Here is an 8,049-nt window from a genome sequence, read left to right as displayed (position 1 = left end):
ATTAGACAGTTCGCGGTGGACAATCAAAACTCGATCGTGCGCTGGGTGACAGCCGACAATAACTACCGGGCGCGCGGTCTATATGATCATGTGGCGCGTAAAACGGACTGGCTTACCTACGATATTCAGCTATAAAACGCCAAAAATCCCAATTTGTTTTTACGCTAAGAGGCAGCAAAAATGACAAAAAGAGCATTCACGTTTCCAGGACAAGGCAGCCAAGCTGTCGGCATGGGCCAAGAATTGGCACAAGAGTTCGCCGAAGCGCGCGCCGTTTTCCAAGAAGTTGACGATGCACTTGAGACAAAACTGTCCAAAATCATGTTCGAAGGCCCAGAAGATACGCTTCGGCTAACCGAAAACGCTCAACCTGCATTAATGGCTGTCTCGATGGCTGTTGTCCGCATTCTTGAAGCTAAAGGCGTCAAAATCGCAGATGTGGCAGAATATGTTGCTGGCCACTCGTTAGGCGAATATTCGGCCCTATGTGCTGCCGGGTCACTCTCAATATCCGACACTGCTCGGCTGTTGCAAACCCGTGGCCGTGCGATGCAGCAAGCGGTGCCGGTTGGTGAAGGCGCAATGGCCGCAATTTTGGGTCTTGAGCTTTCAGTGGTTGAAGAAGTTGCCGCCGCTGCCGCTCAAGGCGGTGTTTGCGATGTTGCCAACGACAACGCGCCGGGCCAAGTGGTTGTCTCTGGTGGCGCGTCTGCTGTTGAGCGTGCCATTGAGCTGGCAAAGGCTAAGGGCGCAAAACGCGCAATGTTGCTGCCAGTTAGTGCGCCGTTCCACTGCGCCATGATGGGCCCAGCAGCCGAAGCAATGGAAGTTGCTTTGGCCAACGCGGAGTTGGTGGCCCCATCTGTGCCGCTGGTTTGTAACGTTTTAGCCGCTCCGATTAGCGACCCTCAAGAAATTAAACGCCGCTTGGTCGAACAAGTATGTGGCAAAGTGCGCTGGACCGAGTCAGTGGCTTGGTTGTCGAGTGAAGGCGGCGTTGAAGAATTGGCGGAGTTGGGCACAGGTAAAGTGTTGTCTGGCCTTGCACGTCGCATCAATCGTGATGTAAACGCTGTTCCTTTGAATACAGCGGCAGACATTGAAGCCTTTGTTGCTTCACTGTAAATCTGAAGAGTTGAACGAATAGGAAGTGCGACGACAATGTTTGATTTAACCGGTAAACGTGCATTGGTTACAGGTGCGAGCGGCGGCATTGGTCGCGCCATCGCGCAAAAACTTGCCGAAAAGGGCGCCGAAGTTGCCCTTTCTGGTACACGTGTTGAAAGGCTTGAAGAAGTTGCAGCTTCAATTCCTGGCAAAACACATATTTTGCCGTGCAATTTGTCAGATCTAGATGCCGTGGACAAATTGATCCCGTCAGCCATTGAAGCCATGGGCGGCTTGGACATTCTGGTCAATAACGCAGGCATTACGCGCGACAACATCTTCATGCGCATGAAAGACAGCGAATGGGATGAGGTGATCGCAGTGAATCTAACCGCCGCGTTCCGCCTGTCTCGCGCCGCAGTTAAGGTCATGATGAAGCAACGCGCAGGCCGTATCATTGGCATCACTTCAGTTGTTGGGGTTGCTGGTAATCCAGGGCAGGGCAACTATGCCGCGTCCAAAGCGGGCCTGATCGGCATGTCAAAAGCGATCGCACAAGAAGTGGCGAGCCGTGGCATCACGATTAACACTATTGCGCCGGGCTTTATCGCCTCAGCAATGACTGATGAGTTGAATGACAAGCAGCGCGACACCATATTGGGCACCATCCCTGCTGGTCGGTTGGGAAATGCGGACGAAATCGCTGCCAGTGCTGTTTATTTGGCTAGTGATGAGGCTGCATATGTGACCGGGCAGACCATTCATGTGAATGGCGGGATGTTAATGGTCTAATGGATCGTGTTTTGGCCACAATTCATCGCTTTGTGCACAACTTGGCGAACCAATGTGGTCAAACAGATCAAAGTATGATAATGCCCCCAACCAACACGGGCCCAAAGCGAAACTTTGGCTAAAATGTGGTTGCTCCACATTGGGGAACTTGTAATCATGACGGTGCGATAGTAAGCCGTTAAATAGAATTAATTTGGCGAAGAGGAATAAAATATGAGCGATGTATCAGATCGCGTTCGCAAGATCGTTGTTGAGCACCTAAACGTAGAAGCCGACAAAGTTACAGAAAAAGCCAGCTTTATTGATGATCTTGGCGCGGACTCGCTCGATCAGGTTGAGCTAGTGATGGCGTTTGAAGAAGAATTCAGCGTTGAGATCCCTGATGACGCAGCTGAAAACATTCAAACTTTCGGTGATGCGGTTTCTTTCCTTGAGAAAGCTGTAAACTAAGATAACAAGCTGCGAGTGCCTGTATGAATTTACGAAGGGTTGTCGTCACTGGGGTGGGCATTGTGTGCCCCCTTGGTTCTGGTGCTGAAACCGTTTGGAGCAATATCCTTGCTTCAAAAAGCGGAGCAGCCCGGGTGACTGGTTTTGAAGTGGATGATTTGGCTTGCCAAATCGCCTGCCAAATTCCGTACGGCGACCAAACTGAAGGCAAGTTCAATCCTGATGATTGGATGGAGCCTAAAGAACAACGTAAAGTCGATCCGTTTATTGTTTACGGTATGGCAGCAGCCGGTCAGGCGCTTCAGGACAGTGGTTTTGAACCCAAGACCGAGCAGCAAAAAGAACGGGCCGGTGTTCTCATCGGCTCGGGCATTGGCGGCATTGGTGGCATCTATGATGCCGCAATTACGCTCAAAGAACGTGGCCCCCGTCGGGTAAGCCCCTTCTTTATACCGGGCAGATTGATCAATCTTGCATCGGGTTATGTTTCCATCAAGCACGGTCTAAAAGGCCCAAACCATTCGGTTGTGACCGCCTGTTCTACCGGCGCCCATGCCATTGGTGATGCCGCACGCATGATCGCGTTCGACGATGCTGACGTGATGGTTGCTGGTGGCACCGAATCTCCGGTTAATCGATTGTCGTTGGCTGGTTTTGCAGCCTGCCGCGCCCTATCAACCGGGTTTAATGATCAACCAGAAAAAGCTTCACGCCCATACGATAAAGACCGCGATGGTTTCGTCATGGGTGAGGGCGCTGGTATTGTTGTGCTTGAAGAATATGAACACGCAAAAGCGCGTGGCGCTAAGATTTATGGTGAGGTGGTTGGTTACGGCATGTCCGGCGACGCCCATCACATCACAGCACCTGCCGAAGACGGCAACGGTGGCTTCCGATCTATGTCAGCTGCGCTAAAGCGCGCCGGCATGGCGGCTTCAGAAATCGATTATATCAACGCACATGGCACTTCGACCCCACTTGGGGATGAGATTGAACTGGGCGCTGTTACCCGATTGTTGGGCGATGCGGCACCAAACGCTGTCATGTCCTCCACCAAATCGGCAATTGGTCATTTGCTTGGCGCAGCCGGCGCCGTCGAATCGATCTTTTCGTTGTTGGCCATGCGCGACAATATTGCGCCTCCGACCATAAATTTGGACAATCCGTCCGTTGAAACCCAGATTAACCTGGCTGCAAAAGTACCAGTTAAGAAGGAAATCAACGTTGCTTTGTCAAATTCATTTGGGTTCGGCGGGACAAATGCTTCCTTGATTTTCCGCACAGCGGAATAAAAGGCTGCATAGTCAGTAAATATCACTAGTTTCCCCTTGTTTTGCCGCAATCGCCACATCAAAATGCACGCAAGTTTTTCGTCAAATTTGTGAGAAAAGACAGCCGTGGCCAAGCGCACCAAAATAAAGAAAAAACAAAACGGATTGCTTCAAGTCCTCAATGCACTTTTGACGCTAACTGTCATTGGTATGGTAGCTAGCATTGGCCTTGTCTATTTTGGGCTGACCAAGTTCCATGAACCGGGCCAGATTTTGGAAGATACAGTTTTTGTGGTGCCAGAAGGCGCTGGGCTAAATGTTGTCGCTGGCAAGCTTGAAGACGAAAAGATCATCGATAATCGTCTTGTATTCCGGTTTGGTGCCATTGCAACAGATCTGAACGGCGGCTTGAAGCGGGGCGAATATTTGTTGCCCGCAAATGCGAGCATGCGCAAAATCCTCGACACGCTGATTGAAGGGCGACCGATACAATATAGCGTCACTTTGCCGGAAGGGTTGACCTCTTGGCAGATTGTTGAACGCCTTCGTGCAAGCGTTGATTTAACTGGTGAGATCTTGGAAGTGCCGGCTGAAGGGACTTTGTTGCCAGACACTTATTCTTTTGAACGCGGCAGTTTCCGCAAGTCTGTTCTTGCGCAAATGACTAAGGCCCATGATGTTGTGGTGGCTGAGATATGGGAGACACGTCAACCAGATTTGCCCATCAAAACCATCGAAGAATTTGTCATTCTTGCATCGATTGTGGAAAAAGAAACCGGCGTAGCCAGCGAACGCCCTCAAGTTGCAGCCGTGTTCATCAATCGGCTCAACAAAGGCATGCGCCTTCAATCTGATCCAACAATTATTTATGGCATCAACAATGGGCAAGGGCCACTTGGACGAGGTTTGAGGCGGTCGGAAATTGATACAAAAACCGACTATAATACATATCAGATTGATGGCCTGCCAATAGGCCCAATCTCAAATCCGGGCATAGATTCGCTTAGAGCGGTGGCAAATCCTGCACAAACAGATGCGCTTTATTTTGTGGCAGATGGCACGGGTGGTCATGCTTTTGCCGCAACTTACAAAGAACATCAAAAAAACGTGGCTGCATGGCGCAAAATCGAACAAGAACGCGCAAAAGCCGCCGAAGAAGCAGCCAAAAAGGCAGCTGAAGAGGCCGAAGCTGCTGCCACCGCGGCAGAAGCAGATGGCAGCGAAACACCGGTAAACAATTAGTCTGCGGCAGTTGGGGCGCTGTGGCGCTCCAACGCACGAGGCAAAGGAATGCGACAAATGATTAAGCCACTAGCCAGTATGACTGCATTTGCGCGAAGCGCTGGCGTTGCCCAAGGTTGTCGCTTTGCAATTGAAATCAAAACCGTCAATGCCCGTGGGTTGGACGTACGTTTGCGGGTCGCCCAAGGTTTGGATGATCTTGAACATCAAGTGCGCAAGAAAATCTCAGACCGCCTCAATCGTGGCGCAGTGAACTTTTCCCTTAACCTGACCAATGAAAATGCTCAGACGGAAGTCACTGTAAACGAGCAAGCCCTGGGCACCGCGCTTGACGCAATTGACACATTGGCGGGCCGGATAGAAGCAGATCGACCACGGTTAGACGGCATATTGGCACTAAAAGGCGTGCTTGAAGTCAAAGAGGCCGAGCTTTCCGAAATCGCAAAAGCGGAACTTAAACAGACCATTTTGGCTGAAGTAGATGTTGCGTTGGATGATTTGCTCGAAGGGCGTCGCCTTGAAGGGGCGCAGTTGTTGGATGTAATTATCGCCCGGCTAAACGAAATTGAGCAGCTCACAGCCGCCGCAGAAGAAAATCCCTCGCGCAGCAGAGAAGCCATTTTGTTGCGCTTAAAAGATCAGGTTGAACTTCTCGCCACCGTAGATGCAAGTTTGTCCGAAGAACGGTTGCACCAAGAAGCGCTTGTGTTGGCCACGAAAGCAGATATTCGCGAAGAGCTTGATCGTCTAACCGCTCACGTTCAAGCCGCCCGCAAGCTCATCAAACAGGGCGGGCCGGTCGGGCGAAAACTCGATTTTTTAGCCCAGGAGTTCAACCGGGAAGCGAATACACTTTGCTCAAAGAGCAATAATGTAGAACTGACGTCCATCGGTTTGGATCTAAAGGCCGCCATTGACCAACTGCGCGAGCAGATTCAAAATATCGAGTAAAAACAAAGCGCCGTGCACAGAACTTTGGTGTGAAATGGCCAATAGGGGTTGAATTATTTGCCACTATCGGCATGTTCACTCCTAGTACATTTTCGCAAGTGTGCCCCTTGTTCGCTTCCTTTTTACTGGTTGGATTTGATCTATGTTTCAACGCCGCGGCATTATGCTCATCCTTTCTTCACCCTCAGGTGCAGGAAAAACGTCTATTTCACGCGCGATTTTGCGACAAGATGCAAACATCCAGCTTTCCGTTTCGGTGACCACCCGACCCAAGCGTGCAAACGAGGTTGACGGGGTGGATTATCATTTCAAAACCGTTGAAGAATTCAACCAAATGCGCGACGCGGGCATGTTGCTGGAATGGGCAGAAGTGCACGGCAATTTTTATGCAACGCCCAAGGCTCAAATTGATGAATTGTTGGATGCCGGAAAAGACGTCCTGTTCGACATAGATTACCAAGGCGCGCTGCAACTTTATGAGACTTGCCAAGAAGATATTGTGGGCATTTTTGTGTTGCCTCCATCCATCAAAGAACTCAAGCATCGGCTCGAACGGCGGGCAGATGACAACGAAGACGTGATTAACAGGCGGTTAAAAACAGCACGACAAGAACTGCGCGAATGGAACAAATATGACTATGTGATCGTTAACAATGATCTCGAAAAGAGCTGCGCGCTGGTCACGGAAATCATCAATGCCGCGCGTATTGCACGTCGTCGGCAAGTCAATTTACCTCAATTTGTCAGTGACTTACAGGACGAGCTTGAATCTTTTCTAAAATAGCAAGCACCGACCTACTAAAGATTGACTAGGTTTACAAATTGCAGGTTTTGAGTGTGTACAAAACCGGATCGTTCTGCTACATTGAGCGGGCTACACGTTAAGCGGGTGGTGATGGGAGGGAGCAATTTTCTGCTTCCGCCGGATCTATCCATAAGGGGCTTGATGTAAGCGCTCACATACTTGGTTCAGGCATAAATTTTGCTATGCCCACCCGCTCGTGGTTCGAGCGGGTGTTTTGCGTTTTAGGGCCTAGTTTTTTTAAGCCCGACGCCAAAAAACACACCCAACCACACCAGAATTTTGATGAACAAACCTGTTTCATGCGCAACATTTTCGTTGCCGCAGTGGGATCTATTGCAAGCTAGTTGGAAGCTCTTAGCGCTTCATAAGCCCTGGCCAATGCCACGAATTGATCAACGCTCAGTTCTTCTGCGCGCTCCGTGCCTTTGATGTCTGCCGCTTCATAAAGAGGGGGCAATTCAACGCCTAGTGCCTTTAAGCTTTGGCGCAGCATTTTCCGGCGCTGACCAAATGCAGCGCGGGTAACCGCTTCAATGCTTTTTATATGTGGCGCGCCTGCTAAAACTCGGGGCACCAAATGCGCAATGGCTGAACTCACTTTGGGGGGCGGCGTAAAAGCTGCGGGGCCAACGTTGAGCGCAATATGCGCATCCGTCATCCATCCACAAAGAATTGAAAGGCGACCATAGGCTTTTGAGCCCGGTTGAGCGCAGATCCGGTCGGCCACCTCTTTTTGAAACATCAACGTGAGGCTTTCAAAAAGCGGTTGTTCGAACTGCGCGTGCAGCCAACCCGTTAACAGGGGGGTCGCAATGTTGTATGGGAGGTTGGCCACGAGCTTTGTGGGTCCATCCGCCAGCGCTCGATAGTCGATTTCCATCGCATCGCCAGAAATCACATCTAGCCGTCCCGGATAGGCGTCGGCAATTTCTTGCAAAGCGGGCAGGGCGCGCTCGTCGCGCTCGATGGCGATGACCTTTTTTGCCCCTTCGGCCAGCAACCCACGCGTCAGGCCGCCAGGGCCCGGTCCAACTTCGATAATCGTAGACTGATCGAGCGGCGTCGCAATCCGCGCAATACGAGCGGTTAGATTGAGATCGAGTAGAAAATTTTGTCCAAGCTCTTTTTTGGCGCGCAATTCATGTCGATTGATGACATCACGCAAGGGCGGCAGGCTATCAATTTGGCTCATTCTACTTCCCGTGACGTCATTTGGTGCGCAAGCACAATGGCTTCATACATACTGTTGGTTGAGGCTTGGCCCGTTCCTGCAAGGCTTAGGGCCGTGCCGTGATCTGGTGAGGTGCGCACAAGGGGCAACCCTAGCGTAATGTTGACGCCAGAATCAAAGCCGATGGCTTTAACAGGGATCAGCGCTTGATCGTGATACATGGCCAGCACACAGTCTGCTTGTTCAAGGTACTTGTTCTG

Annotated in this window: 9 protein-coding genes; 7 read left to right on the top strand and 2 right to left on the bottom strand. The window is 50.8% G+C overall.

Going from position 1 to position 8,049, the window contains the following annotated elements:
* Nucleotides 1-180: 180 nt before the first annotated feature.
* The 7 genes from fabD (at nt 181) to gmk (ending at nt 6,597) form a co-directional block, all read left to right on the top strand.
* On the top strand, nt 181-1,125 hold the full coding sequence (gene fabD / locus Q0231_RS02705; protein ID WP_299344754.1) for an ACP S-malonyltransferase: 945 nt from the start codon (nt 181-183) through the stop codon (nt 1,123-1,125).
* Nucleotides 1,126-1,161: 36 nt separating this feature from the next.
* On the top strand, nt 1,162-1,899 hold the full coding sequence (gene fabG, locus Q0231_RS02700) for a 3-oxoacyl-[acyl-carrier-protein] reductase (RefSeq protein WP_299344751.1): 738 nt from the start codon (nt 1,162-1,164) through the stop codon (nt 1,897-1,899).
* Nucleotides 1,900-2,112: 213 nt separating this feature from the next.
* Nucleotides 2,113-2,349, top strand: a complete 237-nt coding sequence (locus Q0231_RS02695) for an acyl carrier protein (protein WP_269392120.1) — start codon at nt 2,113-2,115, stop codon at nt 2,347-2,349.
* 23 nt (nt 2,350-2,372) lie between these two features.
* Nucleotides 2,373-3,641: a beta-ketoacyl-ACP synthase II gene (gene fabF, locus Q0231_RS02690; protein ID WP_269392119.1), complete on the top strand. Its 1,269-nt coding sequence runs from the start codon at nt 2,373-2,375 to the stop codon at nt 3,639-3,641.
* A gap of 105 nt (nt 3,642-3,746) precedes the next feature.
* On the top strand, nt 3,747-4,862 hold the full coding sequence (gene mltG / locus Q0231_RS02685; RefSeq protein WP_269392118.1) for an endolytic transglycosylase MltG: 1,116 nt from the start codon (nt 3,747-3,749) through the stop codon (nt 4,860-4,862).
* A 57-nt stretch (nt 4,863-4,919) separates the two neighbouring features.
* Nucleotides 4,920-5,813: a YicC/YloC family endoribonuclease gene (locus tag Q0231_RS02680; RefSeq protein ID WP_269392117.1), complete on the top strand. Its 894-nt coding sequence runs from the start codon at nt 4,920-4,922 to the stop codon at nt 5,811-5,813.
* A gap of 142 nt (nt 5,814-5,955) precedes the next feature.
* Nucleotides 5,956-6,597: a guanylate kinase gene (gene gmk / locus Q0231_RS02675; RefSeq protein ID WP_269392116.1), complete on the top strand. Its 642-nt coding sequence runs from the start codon at nt 5,956-5,958 to the stop codon at nt 6,595-6,597.
* Between the two features lie 361 nt (nt 6,598-6,958).
* On the opposite strand, the gene rsmA is transcribed toward gmk, so the two are convergent.
* Nucleotides 6,959-7,810, bottom strand: coding sequence for a 16S rRNA (adenine(1518)-N(6)/adenine(1519)-N(6))-dimethyltransferase RsmA (gene rsmA / locus Q0231_RS02670; RefSeq protein WP_269392115.1), 852 nt, complete (start codon nt 7,808-7,810; stop codon nt 6,959-6,961).
* On the bottom strand, nt 7,807-8,049 hold a 243-nt coding region (locus Q0231_RS02665), incomplete at its 5' end, for a 4-hydroxythreonine-4-phosphate dehydrogenase PdxA (protein WP_299344740.1). The genes rsmA and Q0231_RS02665, both read right to left, overlap by 4 nt.

Source organism: uncultured Maritalea sp. (genome assembly GCF_937139385.1).
Taxonomy (GTDB): Bacteria; Pseudomonadota; Alphaproteobacteria; order Rhizobiales; family Devosiaceae; genus Maritalea; species Maritalea porphyrae_A.
This window is presented reverse-complemented; position numbering and strand designations above follow the sequence as displayed.

Excerpts from the sequence above, each read along its gene's own strand:
- fabD (WP_299344754.1), top strand. The coding sequence starts at position 181 with ATGACAAAAAGAGCATTCACGTTTCCAGGACAAGGCAGCCAAGCTGTC.
- Q0231_RS02680 (WP_269392117.1), top strand. The coding sequence starts at position 4,920 with ATGATTAAGCCACTAGCCAGTATGACTGCATTTGCGCGAAGCGCTGGC.
- rsmA (WP_269392115.1), bottom strand. The coding sequence starts at position 7,810 with ATGAGCCAAATTGATAGCCTGCCGCCCTTGCGTGATGTCATCAATCGA.
- gmk (WP_269392116.1), top strand. The coding sequence starts at position 5,956 with ATGTTTCAACGCCGCGGCATTATGCTCATCCTTTCTTCACCCTCAGGT.
- fabG (WP_299344751.1), top strand. The coding sequence starts at position 1,162 with ATGTTTGATTTAACCGGTAAACGTGCATTGGTTACAGGTGCGAGCGGC.
- Q0231_RS02695 (WP_269392120.1), top strand. The coding sequence starts at position 2,113 with ATGAGCGATGTATCAGATCGCGTTCGCAAGATCGTTGTTGAGCACCTA.
- fabF (WP_269392119.1), top strand. The coding sequence starts at position 2,373 with ATGAATTTACGAAGGGTTGTCGTCACTGGGGTGGGCATTGTGTGCCCC.